The sequence below is a fragment of the Streptomyces sp. GDS52 genome, assembly GCF_052246875.1.
In the GTDB taxonomy this organism is placed as follows: domain Bacteria; phylum Actinomycetota; class Actinomycetes; order Streptomycetales; family Streptomycetaceae; genus Streptomyces; species Streptomyces cathayae.
Window position 1 is genome coordinate 4385001 of the sequence record NZ_CM125966.1, and the last position, 15770, is coordinate 4400770.

10 protein-coding genes and 2 rRNA genes (1 of these 12 only partly in view) are annotated in these 15770 nt (G+C 70.1%); 7 read left to right on the top strand and 5 right to left on the bottom strand.

Annotation, left to right across the window (positions count from 1 at the left end):
* Positions 1–2502 (top strand): 23S ribosomal RNA (locus ACTWJ9_RS20080) (it extends 621 nt beyond the left edge of the window).
* Between the two features lie 88 nt (positions 2503–2590).
* A 5S ribosomal RNA gene (rrf, locus tag ACTWJ9_RS20085) occupies positions 2591–2707 on the top strand.
* A gap of 96 nt (positions 2708–2803) precedes the next feature.
* Here the strand turns inward: rrf and ACTWJ9_RS20090 are convergent.
* Genes ACTWJ9_RS20090 through ACTWJ9_RS20110 form a run of 5 tightly spaced genes read right to left on the bottom strand, consistent with a single transcriptional unit; the run spans position 2804 to position 8477 of the window.
* Positions 2804–4114 carry a DUF58 domain-containing protein gene (locus ACTWJ9_RS20090; protein WP_279335627.1) on the bottom strand — a complete coding sequence of 437 codons (1311 nt, stop codon included), beginning with the start codon at positions 4112–4114 and terminating at the stop codon, positions 2804–2806.
* Positions 4114–5103: an AAA family ATPase gene (locus ACTWJ9_RS20095; RefSeq protein ID WP_279335628.1), complete on the bottom strand. Its 990-nt coding sequence runs from the start codon at positions 5101–5103 to the stop codon at positions 4114–4116. Before ACTWJ9_RS20095 ends, ACTWJ9_RS20090 begins: the two co-directional genes overlap by 1 nt.
* Complete coding sequence (locus tag ACTWJ9_RS20100) at positions 5103–6335, bottom strand: DUF4350 domain-containing protein (RefSeq protein ID WP_443294535.1); 1233 nt, start codon at positions 6333–6335, stop codon at positions 5103–5105. The genes ACTWJ9_RS20095 and ACTWJ9_RS20100 overlap by 1 nt, the downstream gene beginning before the upstream one ends.
* Positions 6332–7126, bottom strand: a complete 795-nt coding sequence (locus ACTWJ9_RS20105; RefSeq protein ID WP_279335630.1) for a DUF4129 domain-containing protein — start codon at positions 7124–7126, stop codon at positions 6332–6334. Before ACTWJ9_RS20105 ends, ACTWJ9_RS20100 begins: the two co-directional genes overlap by 4 nt.
* Positions 7127–7130: 4 nt before the next feature.
* Complete coding sequence (locus ACTWJ9_RS20110) at positions 7131–8477, bottom strand: glycerophosphoryl diester phosphodiesterase membrane domain-containing protein (protein ID WP_443294536.1); 1347 nt, start codon at positions 8475–8477, stop codon at positions 7131–7133.
* A gap of 156 nt (positions 8478–8633) precedes the next feature.
* On the opposite strand from ACTWJ9_RS20110, the gene mtnA reads away from it, so the two are divergent.
* The 5 genes from mtnA to ACTWJ9_RS20135 all read left to right on the top strand — a co-directional run bounded on the left by mtnA (position 8634) and on the right by ACTWJ9_RS20135 (position 15618).
* Positions 8634–9782, top strand: a complete 1149-nt coding sequence (mtnA, locus tag ACTWJ9_RS20115; protein WP_443294537.1) for an S-methyl-5-thioribose-1-phosphate isomerase — start codon at positions 8634–8636, stop codon at positions 9780–9782.
* A 4-nt stretch (positions 9783–9786) separates the two neighbouring features.
* Positions 9787–10476 (top strand): two-component system response regulator MtrA, encoded by a 690-nt coding sequence (mtrA, locus tag ACTWJ9_RS20120; RefSeq protein ID WP_193478414.1) that lies wholly within the window; start codon positions 9787–9789, stop codon positions 10474–10476.
* Between the two features lies 1 nt (position 10477).
* Positions 10478–12652, top strand: a complete 2175-nt coding sequence (gene mtrB / locus ACTWJ9_RS20125; RefSeq protein ID WP_279335633.1) for an MtrAB system histidine kinase MtrB — start codon at positions 10478–10480, stop codon at positions 12650–12652.
* Positions 12642–14498, top strand: coding sequence for an LpqB family beta-propeller domain-containing protein (locus ACTWJ9_RS20130; RefSeq protein ID WP_443294538.1), 1857 nt, complete (start codon positions 12642–12644; stop codon positions 14496–14498). Before mtrB ends, ACTWJ9_RS20130 begins: the two co-directional genes overlap by 11 nt.
* An 88-nt stretch (positions 14499–14586) precedes the next feature.
* Complete coding sequence (locus tag ACTWJ9_RS20135; protein ID WP_279335635.1) at positions 14587–15618, top strand: ComF family protein; 1032 nt, start codon at positions 14587–14589, stop codon at positions 15616–15618.
* Positions 15619–15770: the final 152 nt, after the last annotated feature.

Consider the following 15770-nt stretch of genomic DNA (forward strand, 5'->3'; position numbering starts at 1 on the left):
GGAGCGTCGCATGCAGGCTTGCCTGCATGTCGTGACTGCGTGCCTTTTGAAGAATGAGCCTGCGAGTTTGCGGTGTGTTGCGAGGTTAACCCGGGTGGGGAAGCCGTAGCGAAAGCGAGTCCGAACAGGGCGCCGAAGTAGCACGCTCAAGACCCGAAGCGGAGTGATCTAGCCATGGGCAGGTTGAAGCGGAGGTAAGACTTCGTGGAGGACCGAACCCACCAGGGTTGAAAACCTGGGGGATGACCTGTGGTTAGGGGTGAAAGGCCAATCAAACTCCGTGATAGCTGGTTCTCCCCGAAATGCATTTAGGTGCAGCGTCGCGTGTTTCTTGCCGGAGGTAGAGCACTGGATAGGCGATGGGCCCTACCGGGTTACTGACCTTAGCCAAACTCCGAATGCCGGTAAGTGAGAGCGCGGCAGTGAGACCGTGGGGGATAAGCTCCATGGTCGAGAGGGAAACAGCCCAGAGCATCGACTAAGGCCCCCAAGCGTACGCTAAGTGGGAAAGGATGTGGAGTCGCACAGACAACCAGGAGGTTGGCTTAGAAGCAGCCATCCTTGAAAGAGTGCGTAATAGCTCACTGGTCTAGTGATTCCGCGCCGACAATGTAGCGGGGCTCAAGCGTACCGCCGAAGTCGTGTCATTGCGATATCAACCCCCAACGGGGATCGTGATGGGTAGGGGAGCGTCGTGTGCCGGGTGAAGCAGCCGCGGAAGCGAGTTGTGGACGGTTCACGAGTGAGAATGCAGGCATGAGTAGCGATACACACGTGAGAAACGTGTGCGCCGATTGACCAAGGGTTCCTGGGTCAAGCTGATCTGCCCAGGGTAAGTCGGGACCTAAGGCGAGGCCGACAGGCGTAGTCGATGGACAACCGGTTGATATTCCGGTACCCGCTGTGAAGCGCAAGACATCGAACCAGGCGATGCTAAGTCCGTGAAGCCGCCCCGATCTCTTCGGAGTTGAGGGGAGTGGTGGAGCCGACGGACCAGACCTGCAGTAGGTGAGTGATGGGGTGACGCAGGAAGGCAGTCCAGCCCGGGCGGTGGTTGTCCCGGGGTAAGGGTGTAGCCCGAGTGGTAGGCAAATCCGCCACTCATCCAGGGTGAGACCCGATGCCGAGCCGATTGTGGCGAAGTGGATGATCCTATGCTGTCGAGAAAAGCCTCTAGCGAGTTTCATGGCGGCCCGTACCCTAAACCGACTCAGGTGGTCAGGTAGAGAATACCGAGGCGTTCGGGTGAACTATGGTTAAGGAACTCGGCAAAATGCCCCCGTAACTTCGGGAGAAGGGGGGCCATCACCGGTGAGGGAACGTGCTTCCTGAGCTGGGGGTGGCCGCAGAGACCAGCGAGAAGCGACTGTTTACTAAAAACACAGGTCCGTGCGAAGCCGTAAGGCGAGGTATACGGACTGACGCCTGCCCGGTGCTGGAACGTTAAGGGGACCGGTCAGCTCCATTTCGGTGGGGCGAAGCTGAGAACTTAAGCGCCAGTAAACGGCGGTGGTAACTATAACCATCCTAAGGTAGCGAAATTCCTTGTCGGGTAAGTTCCGACCTGCACGAATGGCGTAACGACTTCTCGACTGTCTCAACCATAGGCCCGGTGAAATTGCACTACGAGTAAAGATGCTCGTTTCGCGCAGCAGGACGGAAAGACCCCGGGACCTTTACTACAGTTTGATATTGGTGTTCGGTTCGGCTTGTGTAGGATAGCTGGGAGACTGTGAGCCCGCCACGCCAGTGGTGGGGGAGTCGTCGTTGAAATACCAGTCTGGTCGTGCTGGATGTCTAACCTGGGTCCGTGATCCGGATCAGGGACAGTGTCTGATGGGTAGTTTAACTGGGGCGGTTGCCTCCTAAAGAGTAACGGAGGCGCCCAAAGGTTCCCTCAGCCTGGTTGGCAATCAGGTGGTGAGTGTAAGTGCACAAGGGAGCTTGACTGTGAGACCGACGGGTCGAGCAGGGACGAAAGTCGGGACTAGTGATCCGGCGGTGGCTTGTGGAAGCGCCGTCGCTCAACGGATAAAAGGTACCCCGGGGATAACAGGCTGATCTTCCCCAAGAGTCCATATCGACGGGATGGTTTGGCACCTCGATGTCGGCTCGTCGCATCCTGGGGCTGGAGTCGGTCCCAAGGGTTGGGCTGTTCGCCCATTAAAGCGGTACGCGAGCTGGGTTTAGAACGTCGTGAGACAGTTCGGTCCCTATCCGCTGCGCGCGCAGGAGTCTTGAGAAGGGCTGTCCCTAGTACGAGAGGACCGGGACGGACGAACCTCTGGTGTGCCAGTTGTCCTGCCAAGGGCATGGCTGGTTGGCTACGTTCGGGAGGGATAACCGCTGAAAGCATCTAAGCGGGAAGCCTGCTTCGAGATGAGGGCTCCCACCCACTTGATGGGGTAAGGCTCCCAGTAGACGACTGGGTTGATAGGCCGGATATGGAAGCGCCGTAAGGTGTGGAGTTGACCGGTACTAATAGGCCGAGGGCTTGTCCTCAGTTGCTCGCGTCCACTGTGTTGGTTCTGAAACCACGAACGACCCCATGCCGGGCCACGGCGTGGTGCGGTTGAGTGTTTCATAGTGTTTCGGTGGTCATAGCGTAGGGGAAACGCCCGGTTACATTCCGAACCCGGAAGCTAAGCCTTATAGCGCCGATGGTACTGCAGGGGGGACCCTGTGGGAGAGTAGGACGCCGCCGAACAAATTGTGGGAGAGCCCCGCACCGATATGGTGCGGGGCTTTCTGCATTTCAGGGGCAGGTCTCCCACCTGCCCTTTTCTGGTCGTGGGGTTCTTTGTCAGAGGCGACCCGCTGCTTTCAGTGCCAGATAGGCGTCGGCCAGTGCCGGCGCCAGACCGTCCGGGGTCGCGTCGACGACGGTGACGCCGTGGCGGCGGAGCTGCTCCGCTGTCCGGTCGCGTTCGGTCTGGGCCTGGGCGGCGGCCGCCGCCTCGTACACCGCATCGGCGTTTCCGCGGACTTTCGACATCTGGGCCAGGTGGGGGTCCGCGACCGATGCGAGCAGCACTGTGTGCCGCTGGGTGAGTTGGGCCAGTACGGGAAGCAGTCCCTCCTCGATGGGGGCCGTGTCGAGCGTGGTGAACAGGACGATCAGAGAACGGCGGGGGGCCGTCCGCAGGGCCGTGGCGGTGAGGCTCCGGGCGTCGGTTTCGACGAGCTCCGGTTCGAGCGTGGCCATGGCGTTGACCAGGGATGGGAGGACATCGCCCGCGGACCGGCCCTGTACGAGGGCGCGGAGGCGGCGGTCGTGGGCGAGGAGGTCCACGCGGTCGCCGGCCCTGGAGGCGAGCGCCGCGAGGAGCAGGGCCGCGTCCATGGAGGCGTCGAGGCGGGGGATGTCGCCGACACGGCCCGCGGAGGTGCGGCCGGTGTCGAGGACGAGCAGGATGTGGCGGTCTCGCTCGGGGCGCCAGGTGCGTACCGCCACGGCGGACTGGCGGGCCGTGGCACGCCAGTCGATGGAGCGGGTGTCGTCGCCGGGAACGTACTCGCGCAGGCTGTCGAACTCCGTGCCCTCACCGCGGGTCAGGACGCTGGTGCGGCCGTCCAGTTCGCGCAGGCGGGCCAGTTTGGACGGCAGGTGCTTGCGGCTGGTGAACGGCGGCAGCACCCGTACCGTCCAGGGAACCTGGTGCGTGCCCTGGCGGGCGAAGAGACCGAGCGGGCCGTAGGAGCGGATGGTGACGCGGTCGGCTTGGCGGTCGCCCCGGCGGGTGGGACGCAGCCGGGTGGTGATGCGCCGGCGTTCACCGGCGGGGACCGACAGACGGTGGCGGGAGGCCGCCACCTCGGTGCCGGGCTGCCAACTGCTAGGGGGCCAGGCGTCACGGATGCGGGCACGGAGCGGACGGCGGGACGTGTTGGTGAGCGTCAGGGTGACGTCCGCGCTGTCGCCCAGCCGCACCGAGGTGTCGCCGGAGCGGCTCAGGCCGAGCCCGCGTACGGGGGCGGCCAGGGCGAAGTCGCAGGCACAGGCCACCGCCAAGGGAGCGTTGACGGCGAGGATGCCCGTCCAGCCGGGTTCCCAGATGCCGACGGGGAGAGAGCCGAGTGCCGCGAGGAGGGCGGCGCGTCCGGTGAAGGCCATCAGCGGGGGACGGGGACGTGGGCGAGGATGGCGTTGATGACCGAGTCGGTCGTGACGCCTTCCATCTCGGCCTCCGGCCGGAGCTGTACGCGGTGGCGGAGGGTGGGGAGGGCGAGGGCCTTGACGTCGTCGGGGGTGACGTAGTCGCGTCCCGTCAGCCAGGCCCAGGCGCGGGCGGTGGACAGGAGGGCGGTGGCTCCTCGGGGGGAGACGCCCAGGGCCAGGGACGGCGATTCACGCGTGGCGCGGACGATGTCGACGACGTAGGCGGTGATCTCGGGGGAGACCGTCGTCCTGGCGACCGCGGCGCGGGCCGCTTCCAGGTCGGCGGCGCTCGCGACGGGGCGTACGCCGGCGGCACGCAGGTCGCGGGGGTCGAAGCCCTCGGTGTGGCGGGTGAGGACGTCGATCTCGTCCTGGCGGGACGGGAGGGGGATGGTGAGCTTGAGGAGGAAGCGGTCGAGCTGTGCCTCGGGGAGGGGGTAGGTGCCCTCGTACTCCACGGGGTTCTGGGTGGCGGCGACGAGGAAGGGTTCCGGGAGGAGGCGGGGGGTGCCGTCGACGGTGACCTGCCGTTCCTCCATGGCCTCCAGGAGCGACGCCTGGGTCTTCGGGGGCGTGCGGTTGATCTCGTCGGCGAGGAAGAGGTTGGTGAAGACGGGGCCGGGCTGGAAGGAGAACTCCGCGGTGCGGGCGTCGTAGACCAGGGAGCCGGTGACGTCGCTCGGCATCAGGTCGGGGGTGAACTGGACGCGTTTGGTGTCGAGTTCCAGAGCAGCGGCGAGAGTGCGGACGAGCAGTGTCTTGGCGACGCCGGGAACGCCTTCGAGGAGCACGTGGCCGCGGCACAGCAGGGCGACGGCGAGGCCGGTGACAGCGGGGTCCTGGCCGACCACGGCTTTGGCGATCTCGGCGCGCAGGGCCTCCAGGGAGGCCCTGGCGGCGGCCGGATCCCCGGTGTGCGCGGCGTTGTCAGTGGTCGGGTCCATCATGGACGGCGTACCTCTCTTTCGAGGGCGTCGAGTCGGTCGGCGAGGGAGGTCAGGGCCGCGTCGTCGCCGGGCGGCGGGCCGAACAGGAGATCGTGTGGGGAGGGCTGCTGTCCGTCGCCGTGCAGGCGGGCGGACAGGGCGGGCAGCAGGGCCTCGGGTGCGTGTGCCTGGGAGGCGGGGACGCCTACGAGGGGGGCGAGGCGGGTGCGTGTGGTGGAGCGAAGAGCGGCGGCCGCGCGGTCCCGGGCGTTCGCCTTGCGGTAGAGGCGGGCGCGGCCTTCGACGGTTTCGGAGGCGCGGATCGCGACGGGAAGTCTTTCGGGCACGAGGGGGCCGAGCCGGCGTGCCCGCCACAGGGCGGCCAGGGCTGCGGCGATGAAGAGCTGCAGGGTGCCCCAGAGCCAGCCGGAGGGGAGCAGGTCGAAGAAGCCGCTCTCGCCGTCCTCGGAGGCGGCGGAGGCGTCGGCGAGTGAGGGGAGGTACCAGACCAGATGGGGGCGCGAGCCGAGGAGTTGGAGGGCGAGCGAGGCGTTGCCGTGCTCGCCGAGGCGGTCGTTGAGGAGGATGTCGGGGGCACCGATGAGGACGGTGTCGCCGCCGCCGGTGGCCGCGGGGATGCGCAGCAGGGTGGCCAGGCGCTCGCTGGGGTAGCACTCGTCCACGTCGAGGTGGGTGGTGGTGTAGCGGATGCCGCCCGTGTCCGCGGTGCCCGCGCTGCGGGCGGCGGGCAGGGAGCAGCGGGGGGAGAGGGTGGAGCCGAAGCTGGTGGCCGGATCGGCGACGACACCCGGGGCGAGCCGGTCGACGGACGCGCTGCCGGAGGAGACCAGGACGGTGCGGCCGCCGGAGTCGGCGATTGCGGCGTGCAGTCTCGACTGCTGGCGGTGGGTCAGGCGGTCGGGGACGGCGACCAGGAGGGTCGTGTCGGGGCTCGCGGCGGCGGACGCCTCCTGCAGGGTGGTGACCACGCGCGTGTCCACACCGCGGTCGGCGAGGAGTTCGGCGACGGCGCGGCTGCCGTGGGGGTCGGCGGAGCGCGGGTCGAGTTCGCCGTGGCGGGCGTCGGAGCGGACCACGGCGATCACGACGGCCGCCACGATCAGCAGGACGAGCGCGAGGACGACACCTCGCGCGCGGGTCCACACCTGGCGGGTGGTGGGCGAGGCCGAGGTGGAGGTGGAGGTGGAGGTGGAGGTGGAGGTGGAGGGGAGCGTTACCTCGGTCGTCATCCGGCGGCTCCCTGGCGGGCGCTGCCGCCCGTGTTGTCGCTGCGGTCGCTGGTGTTCGTGCCGTCGCCGTTGCCGTGGCCGGCAGCGGTGCCCGCGAGCCGGGGTTTGCTGCGTTCCAGGTCACGGTCGAGTTCGGTGAGGTGCCGGTACGACTGTTCCGTCGCGGTCCGGCCGCCGTACGTGACGTCGTCGAAGCTCCGCGCGGCGGTGTGCAGCCGGTCGGCGTGGGCGGGCAGGGTACGGCCCGCCTCGGCTGCCGCCTCGTCGGCGGTGCGGCCCGGGCGGATGTCGAGCAGGGCCCGTTCCTCCAGGGCGCGGACGACGGCGCGCATGCGTTCCTGCACGGCCTGGTTCCAGTGGCCCTGGGCGGCGTGTGCCTCGGCGGCCGCGCGGTGTTCGGCGGCGCTGCGGGGCCGGTCGTCGAACAGCGCGGGCGCGGAGGCCGGCCCGCGTCGCGGGGTGCCCAGCCGCCACCACAGGGCGCCCAGGACGGCGACCACGGCGGCGATGACGACGATCAGTCCGAGCGCACCGCCGGGCGTCGCGGTGGCGGCGGCGTCGAACAGCTTGCCGACCCATTCCCAGAAGGTGTCCAGGACCTGTTCGAACCAGCTGGGATCGTTCTCGTGGTACATCTGCTTGGACAGTTCGCGCCGGGCCGCCTCCCGCGCGGGATCGCGCGGGATGGTGACGGGCGGCTCGCCGTCGCCGCGCAGCAGTGTGTGCACGGTGCCGCCGGCGGCTTCGGACAGCGCCCGCGCCGAAGTGAGAACTCCCCCCGTGGTGTGCACCCCCTCAGCTCCCCGGGGTGGTGCCGGGACCGTACCCCTGGATGCCGGCGGCGCGGCCCAGTTCGAGGTCGAGGGCTTCGCGGCGGATGCGCTGGTCGACGTAGAGGAGCACGGTGACGCCGGCCGTGATCGGGAACGTGATCGTGGAGCCGATGACCGAGCCGATCCCGCTGATGATGAGGAACGCCCAGCCGATGTCGCCGCCGGTGCCGTCGAGGAAACCGGAGACACCGCCACTGCCGAACGCCGTGGCGACGAGGGCGAAGGGGATGACGACGATCGACGCGACGACGTTCGCGATGATCAGTGCGAGCAGCTGGATGCCGAAGATCCGCCACCAGGAGCCGCGCACCAGCTTCGCGGACCGGCTCAGCGCCTTCATGACGCCCTGCTTCTCCAGCATCAGCGTGGGCACGGACAGCGAGAAGCGGACCCACAGCCACACGGCGACGACGCCACCGCCGATGACGCCCAGCACGGTGAGCGGCGCGCCGGGCGGACCGCCCACCGTGGCGGTCACGAGGATGCCGGGCAGCGCGCCCACGGCGATGACGGCGACAGCGATGAGCAGCAGCAGGAAGATCAGGCCGTACAGCTTCAGGACCTGGGGACGGTCGGTGCGCCAGGCCTCGGCGGCGGTGACCGACGTGCCGAGCACGGCACGGCTGGTGACCGTCGCGAGCAGGGCGGTGGCGGTGAGGGCGCCGATCAGGGTGATCATGGAGACCATCCCGCTGTTGAGCAGGGAGGCGCCCAGGGCGCCGGTCAGCTCGTCGAGGGTGGCGCTCGGGTCGCTGAGTGCCGCGGCGCTGGAGCTGTCCAGGAACAGTCCCTGGACGAGGACGACGACGAGCTGGATGAGGACGGCGATGGTCAGCGAGAGGCCGAGGACCGTGCGCCAGTGGGTGCGCATGGTGGAGACCGCGCCGTCGAGGATCTCGCCCACACCGAGCGGGCGGAGCGGGATCACACCGGGCTTCGCGGCGGGCGGGGGACCGCCCCAGCCGCCTCCCCAGGCCCCGTAACCGCCGGGACTTCCGTAGCCGCCTGGGCCGCCGTATCCTCCGGGCCCCGTGGGGCCGCCGGGGGGCGGGGTGCCCCATCCCGGGCCGGGCGGTGCGGGATGGGGAGCCTGGCCGGGGCCCGTGGCGCCGGGCGGGCCGGTGGGCGCGGACCACTGGCTGGGCGGTGGCTGCTCCTTCGACCACTTGACGCCCGGCCCCTGAGGCGCGTGCTGCCCCGGCTGCTCGGGGTGCGGGCGGTCTGCGGGCCCGGCAGGCCGGGACTCGCCCGGTTCCTGCCCGTCGGACGGGGCGGATCCGGGCGAGGCCCAGCCCGGAGTGTCGTTCATCGTCGCTCCTTCACGGTGCCCGTCCGCGGTCGCGGCGGCAGGTTCGCAGCCATCGTGCCATGGGGTGTTCGTCAACGGACCTGCCGGACCTGTCGGATCCGGCGAGGGACGGGCTGTACCTTCAATTGTCCGCGTCCCAGGGGGCAGACTGGCCGCATGGCTGATCAGTACGCACACGGCAGCGACGACAAACGGCCGACCGAGATCCCTGCGCTCCGCTGGGAAGAGCCACCCGAAGGGCCCGTTCTGATCCTTCTCGACCAGACGAGACTGCCGGCCGAGGAGGTCGAGCTGGTCTGCACGGACGCACCCGCGCTGGTGGAGGCGATCCGCTCGCTGGCCGTGCGCGGTGCGCCGCTGCTGGGCATCGCCGGTGCGTACGGCGTCGCACTCGCCGCCGCACGGGGCTTCGACGTGGACGACGCCGCGGCCGCGCTGGAGGGCGCCCGGCCCACCGCGGTGAACCTCGCGGTGGGGGTGCGCCGGGCCCTCGCCGCCCACCGGGGCGTTCTCGCCCGGGGTGGCGACGAGCGGGAGGCGGCGGTGGCCGCGCTGGCCGCGGCACGGCGGCTGCACCGCGAGGACGCCGAGGCCAGCGCGCGGATGGCCGGGCACGGACTGACGCTGCTGGACGAACTGCTGCCCGGTGGCGGACACCGGATCCTCACCCACTGCAACACCGGCTCACTGGTGTCGGGCGGCGAGGGAACGGCGTTCGCGGTGGCGCTGGCGGCGCATCGGGCGGGCCGTCTCAGGAGGCTGTGGGTGGACGAAACGCGTCCGTTGCTGCAAGGTGCTCGCCTGACGGCATACGAGGCGGCCCGCCGCGGAATGGCGTACACCCTGCTCACCGACAGCGCGGCGGGATCGCTGTTCGCGGCCGGTGAGGTGGACGCGGTACTGATAGGGGCGGACCGCATCGCGGCCGACGGCTCGGTGGCGAACAAGGTGGGGAGCTATCCGCTCGCGGTGCTGGCGCGGTACCACCACGTGCCGTTCATCGTCGTGGCCCCGGTGACGACGGTGGATCCGCAGACGCCGGACGGGGCCTCCATCGAGGTCGAGCAGCGCCCCGGGCATGAAGTGACCGAGGTCACCGCACCACGGGTGCCGGTGGCCGGAACCGAAGCGGGAGGCGGGATTCTTGTGGCACCCCTGGGGACCCAGGCGTACAACCCGGCGTTCGACGTGACACCACCGGAACTGGTGACGGCGATCGTCACGGAGGAAGGTGCCGTCTCACCCGTGACGACCGAGGCCCTGGCCGAGCTGTGCGCCAGGTCACGCCCGGTCACGATGAGCTAATGGGATGATGTCGTTTATGAAGGGAAGAGTCCTTGTCGTCGACGACGACACCGCACTGGCCGAGATGCTCGGCATTGTGTTGCGTGGTGAAGGTTTTGAACCGTCTTTCGTAGCCGACGGCGACAAGGCGCTGGCCGCTTTCCGTGAGGCCAAGCCCGACCTGGTGCTGCTCGATCTGATGCTGCCCGGCCGGGACGGTATCGAGGTGTGCCGCCTGATCAGGGCGGAGTCCGGGGTGCCGATCGTGATGCTCACGGCGAAGAGCGACACCGTCGATGTCGTGGTGGGCCTGGAGTCCGGTGCCGACGACTACATCGTCAAGCCGTTCAAGCCGAAGGAACTGGTCGCCCGGATCCGGGCGCGGCTGCGCAGGTCGGAGGAGCCTGCGCCGGAACAGCTCGCCATCGGCGACCTGGTGATCGACGTGGCCGGACACTCCGTGAAGCGGGAGGGGCAGTCGATCGCGCTGACCCCGCTGGAGTTCGACCTGCTGGTCGCGCTGGCCCGCAAGCCGTGGCAGGTGTTCACGCGGGAGGTGCTGCTGGAACAGGTCTGGGGGTACCGCCACGCGGCCGACACCCGGCTGGTGAACGTCCATGTCCAGCGGCTGCGCTCCAAGGTCGAGAAGGACCCGGAGAAGCCGGAGATCGTGGTGACCGTCCGTGGCGTCGGATACAAGGCAGGACCGAGCTGACATGTCCGGGGACAGTGCCGCTTCGGCGCCCGGCCGGTCCGGGGACCGACCGGAGCGGCCTGTCGGCCTGCCGTCCGGCAGCCGGGCACCAGGGCGCTCCCCCCGGGGGCGCCTGCTCAAGGACGGGCTGCTGCAGGGCGGAGTCCAGGGCAGCCCGGTGATCCGCCTGTTCGTGCGCTGGGTACGCCGGCCGTTGCTGCCCGTCATGCGGCTGTGGCGGCGGAACATCCAGCTGAAGGTGGTCGTCACCACGCTGCTGATGTCGCTGGGCGTGGTCCTGCTGCTGGGCTTCGTCGTCATCGGCCAGGTACGCAACGGTCTGCTGGACGCCAAGGTGAAGGCGTCGCAGAGCCAGGCCACCGGCGGGTTCGCGGTGGCCAAGCAGCAGGCCGACGAGGCCTCGAGCGGCACCGGTGAGGACGCGGTCGCGGTGGGCGACCGGTCCTCGCAGAGCGTCATCCAGTGGATGAGTGACCTCGTGGAGTCGCTCTCCAGCGGCGGCCAGGGCGCTTTCGACGTGGTCACCCTGCCCATGGACGACGAGAGCGGCGGCGGGCGTGGCCCGCGTGCCTCGGGGCACGTCGACCCGTCGCAGAGCGTGCCCGGGAACCTGCGGGACAGGATCGACACCAACACCGCGGCGGCCCAGCGGTACACGCGGATCGTCTACAGCAACGGCGCGGACTCGCAGCCCGGCCTGGTCATCGGCAAGCAGGTCAACGACCCCAACGGTGATCCGTACCAGCTGTACTACCTCTTCCCGCTCACGCAGGAGGAGAAGTCGCTGAGCCTGGTCAAGGGCACTCTGGCGACCGCGGGGCTGTTCGTCGTCGTCCTCCTCGGGGCGATCGCCTGGCTCGTGGTGCGGCAGGTCGTGACGCCGGTGCGGATGGCCGCCGGGATCGCGGAGCGGCTGTCCGCCGGGCGTCTCCAGGAACGGATGAAGGTCACCGGTGAGGACGACATCGCGCGGCTCGGCGAGGCATTCAACAAGATGGCGCAGAACCTCCAGCTGAAGATCAACCAGCTCGAGGAGCTGTCGCGGATGCAGCGCCGTTTCGTGTCGGACGTCTCCCACGAACTGCGGACGCCGCTGACGACCGTACGGATGGCCGCGGACGTCATCCATGAGGCGCGTGAGGACTTCGACCCGATCACCGCGCGGTCGGCCGAACTGCTCGCGGACCAGATCGACCGGTTCGAGTCGCTGCTTTCGGACCTGCTGGAGATCAGCCGTTTCGACGCGGGCGCGGCGGCGCTCGAGGCGGAGCCGATAGACCTGCGCGAAGTCGTACGGCGCGTGGTCAGCGGGGCCGAGCCGCTCGCCGAGCGCAAGGGCACGCCGATCAAGATCGTCGGCGACCAGCAGCCCGTCGTCGCCGAGGCCGACGCGCGACGCGTGGAGCGCGTCCTGCGCAACCTCGTCGTCAACGCCGTGGAGCACGGCGACGGCAAGGACGTGGTCGTCAAGCTCGCCGCGGCGGGCGGGGCGGTCGCGGTCGCGGTGCGGGACTACGGTGTCGGGCTCAAGCCCGGTGAGGCGACCCGGGTCTTCAGCCGCTTCTGGCGGGCGGACCCGGCACGTGCGCGCACCACCGGCGGTACGGGACTGGGGCTGTCCATCGCCCTGGAGGACGCGCGGCTGCACGGCGGCTGGCTCCAGGCATGGGGCGAGCCGGGCGGCGGCTCGCAGTTCCGGCTGACGCTGCCCAGGACGGCCGACGAACCGCTGCGGGGCTCCCCGATCCCCCTGGAGCCCAGGGATTCCCGGCGCAACAGCGGACTCGGCGGTGCCGGAGAGCCGCAGGGCGGCGGGGGCGGCGGGGACGGCAGGAAACAGTCCACCGTGCCCGCGCGGCCCGTGGACACCGACGGATCGGCCCGAGCGGCCCGCGATCCGCTCGCGACGCTCTCGGCCACCGTGGTCCCCACGGCCGACCCGACGGCACTGCCCGGCAACGGCGCGCGCGTGGTGTCGCGGCCGCCGGGGGACGGGGCGCGGCAGGGAGAGCAGGCGGGAGCCGGAGAGCCGGCCGGCGCCGACACGGGCGCCGGTTCTGGCGGCCCCGGCGGTGAGAACGGGACGGCGGTCACGGACCGGAGTGAGAACGAACCCGAGGACCGGTCCGGGGACCGGCCGGCGGACAGGCAAGGGGAGGCTTCGCGTGGGCGGTGAGCGCGCAGGACGCGGCAGGACGGCTCCGGCACGCGTGGTGGCGTACGCCACCAGCGGTGTCGTACTGCTGGCCGGGTGCGCCTCGATGCCCGACAGCGGGGATGTGCGGGGCGTGGACTCCACGCCCCGCCTGGACGCGCAGGTGCGGGTGTTCGCGATGCCGCCGAGTGAGGACGCGTCGCCGCCCCAGATCATGCAGGGCTTCCTGGAGGCGCTGACCAGTGACGATCCGGACTACAGCACCGCGCGCCAGTATCTGACCGATGAGGCGGCGAAGGTGTGGAAGCCGGAGCTGTCCACCACGGTGCTGGCGGACGGGCCGGGTGCTCAGGCCGGTTCGTCGGGCCGCGAGGACGCCGGGGAGCTCTTCTTCAAGCTGACCGGCGACAAGGTCGCCACCGTGGACGCGCAGCAGGCGTACACGGCCGACTCCGGGCCGTACGACCAGCTCGTGCATCTCACCCGGGACGTGAAGACCCGCCAGTGGCGCATCGACGGGGTGCCGCAGGGCGTCGTCATGGGCAAGTCGGACTTCCAGCGCAACTACATGTCCGTCAGCAAGTACTACTTCGCCTCGAACACCGCGGGAGCCGGTGGGGCCGACGAGGACGGTCCGTCGATGGCGGTCGCCGACCCGGTCTACGTGCGCAGCCATGTGGAGCCCACCACCCAGATGGTCCGCTCCCTCCTGGGCGGGCCCACGAACTGGCTGGACCCGGCCGTCAGGTCGAGCTTCCCCACGGGTACGGAGCTGCGCAAGGACGCCGGTCCGCTGACGGCGGACGACCAGGGCAGGCTGACCGTGCCGCTCAACGACAAGGCGGCCGACGTCGGCACCAAGAGGTGCGAGGAGATGGCGACCCAGATGCTGTTCACGCTGCGCAACCTCAGCCCCGCCGTGGACGAGGTCGAGCTGCGGGCCGCCGGGAAGAAGCTGTGCTCGCTGACCCAGGAGGCCACCAAGACCGTGGCCGACCGGGGATCGCTGAACCACCCCGACTACCTGTACTTCATCGACGAGGAGCACCGGCTGGTACGGATCGTCGCGGGCGGCAACGCCACCCAGCCGGAGCCGGTGCCGGGGGCGCTCGGCGAGGGCACGGCGCGGCTGCGGTCGGTGGCGGTCGCGCGGGACGAGCACGCCGCGGCCGGGGTCGCGCTCGACGGGAAGTCGCTGTACGTCGGATCGCTGGCGCCGGGCGGCTCGCTCGGGGAGCCCGTGCTGACCAGCGCGGGCAAGTCCGAGGACGACCGGCTCACCGCGCCCAGCTGGGACGCGCACGGCGGCCTGTGGGTGGCCGACCAGGATCCCGGGAACGCCCGGCTGCTCCTGCTGGAGGAGGGCGGGGGCGAACCGCTGGAAGTACGCACACCGGGCCTGGACGGACGGATCCAGGCGGTCCGGGTCGCCGCCGACGGGGTCAGGGTCGCGCTCGTCGTGGCCAAGGGCGACCGGCGGTCCCTGATGATCGGGCGGATCGAGCGGGACGGTCCGGACGGGCAGGAACGGACCACGGGCGAGCAGCCGACCGTCACCGTGGTGGAACTTCGCCCCGCGACGCCGGAGTTGGAGAAGGTCACCGCCATGTCCTGGACCGGGGACAGCCGGCTCGTGGTGGTCGGACGGGAGGAGGGAGGCGTGGAGCAGATGCGGTACGTCGAGGTCGACGGTTCCGTCCCCGAGGTGCCTCAGCCCGCCGCCCTGACCGGTGTCAAGGCGGTGACCGCCTCCCCCGACGAGCAGGTGCCGCTGGTGGCGTACTCGGTGGACGGGATCGTGCGGCTGCCGTCGGGTGCGCAGTGGCAGAAGGTGACGGAGGGGACCGCGCCGGTCTATCCGGGGTGACCGGTCCGTCCGGGGTGGCCGGCCTGCGGGTCGTGCGGAGTTTTCCACAGGGGTGGCCGGGGGCCGCGGGCGTTGGCACAGTGGGGCCATGCGGGGCTGGTGGCAGGACCTGAGCGACCTGGTGCTCCCTGCCGAGTGCGGCGGGTGCGGCAGACCTCGTGCGGTGCTCTGCGAGCGGTGCCGTACGGCACTGAGCGGTGCCGCGCCACGCGGGGTGTGCCCGGTGCCGCGGCCGGCCGGGCTGCCGGTCGTGCACGCCGCCGCCCTCTACGCGGACGAGGTGCGTGCCGTGCTGCTGGCCCACAAGGAGCGGGGCGCCCTGGCCCTCTCCCGGCCGCTGGGCGAGGCCCTGGCGAGAGCGGTGCGCGCGGGGCTGCGGGAGACGGGGGAGACGGGTCGGTGGGAGGCGGCGCGGCCGGGCCCCGGTGAGGCTCCGGGGGCGGTGAGTGGTCACCGCGGGGCGGTCCTGCTGGTGCCCGTGCCGTCCGCGCGGCGGGCCGTGCGGGCCCGTGGACACGACCCTGCGCTGCGGATCGCGCGGGCGGCGGCGGGTGCGCTGCGGCGCCAGGGGCTGCCCGTCTCGGTGCTGCCCGCGTTGCGTCATCGGCGGGACGTGGCCGACCAGTCGGGGCTCGACGCCCGGCGGCGGCTGGCCAACCTCGCCGGTGCGCTGGCGGTGGTGCCGGGCTGTGACCGGCTGCTGCGCGAAGGCTCCGTCGTACTCGTCGACGACCTGATGACGACCGGGGCGTCGTTGGCGGAGGCCGCGCGTGCGGTGCGTCTCGCGTCGCCCACCGCGCCGCGTGCGGGAGCGCTCGTGGGGGCGTGGGGGGCGCGAGGGGCGCGCACGGGGGTGGATGTCGGGCCTGATTCGAGTATTTCGGCGCCCGCGTTCGTGTACAGGGGTGAGACATGGGAAAGGAGAGGAGCACGAGGGGAAGACCAAGAGCGACGGGAACGACGGGAGCGGCGAAACGGATCGGTTCACGAGAGGGTGGATCAAGGGTCGGGCCGTTCGACCCTGGTGACGGGGATGAGCAGGGCCGATCGGCCCATTGACGTGAAGTGCGCGGCGGTTGTTGCGGCTTCACCGGATTCTTTCGAAATAAACCGGAACTGACGGGGAACTTGAATCGTTGCAGGTAGTGAGAGGGTAAATTCACCTGAACGGAGGTACGCGGCAGTAGAGGGTGACGACATCCGTCCGGGCGAGATATGTTCGGTTGAGAGGGAAAGCCGCAGGCCGCACCTCTCGAATCCGAATGCCGTGTC